General features: G+C 41.9%; 2 protein-coding genes. Both read right to left on the bottom strand.

What is annotated here, in order from left to right:
- Positions 1-138 precede the first annotated feature (138 nt).
- Complete coding sequence (locus tag ELS82_RS25585) at positions 139-426, bottom strand: type II toxin-antitoxin system RelE/ParE family toxin (protein WP_011080400.1); 288 nt, start codon at positions 424-426, stop codon at positions 139-141.
- Positions 423-704 (bottom strand): type II toxin-antitoxin system Phd/YefM family antitoxin, encoded by a 282-nt coding sequence (locus ELS82_RS25590; protein WP_011080399.1) that lies wholly within the window; start codon positions 702-704, stop codon positions 423-425. The genes ELS82_RS25585 and ELS82_RS25590 overlap by 4 nt, the downstream gene beginning before the upstream one ends.
- Positions 705-706: the final 2 nt, after the last annotated feature.

The raw sequence follows: 706 nt of genomic DNA on the forward strand, positions 1-706 counted from the left end.
AAACCTAACGCCCAATTAAGGGGTGAACAACGCCTCCCCCAAACCTAATGCATTGTGCCATAAACACTAAATTTGAAGTAGAAGCAAAAATGCCAAGCGTTGTGAATCCCTCTTAAATTGATTGTTATAACACAATTGCTACACATCACTTTCCGTTAGCATTTGACGACAATTTCTTACTGTCAGGACACGAATTTCATGACTGAGGCTATATATGATTCGGTAGTGGCCAAAAAGGATTTCACGATAATTAGTATGAGGTAACTCAGGAACCATTCGCCCCATTTCAGGCATATTTGAGAGAAGTTCGGTTTTATCGAAAACCTCATTAACCCAGCTTTCTGCTGCCACTGGGTTATCCAGTGAAATAAACTCGGCTGCATCACCTAACTTTTGTAATGCTAGTGGTGACCAGACTACTTTCATTTCTTGATACGCCCCAACACTTGAGCGCGAGCGTCTTCATTGGAAACACCTAAACCTGAAGCTAATTGTGCTTCAGCAGTACGCATTTCTTCCAGTAACTCGATCTTCTCCTGCATTGCTTCATATTCCGCAACATCAAGGACAACCGCAACACCCTTACCACGTTGTGTGATTACTAATGGTCTACGAGTTTCGTTAATCTGTTTAATAAATGACGTTACGCCAGCACGAAATTCAGACAAAGGCTGAATATCTTGGTCAAAGTGGATACGGCTCATGT

Source organism: Vibrio ouci (assembly GCF_004551525.1).
Taxonomy (GTDB): Bacteria; Pseudomonadota; Gammaproteobacteria; order Enterobacterales; family Vibrionaceae; genus Vibrio; species Vibrio ouci.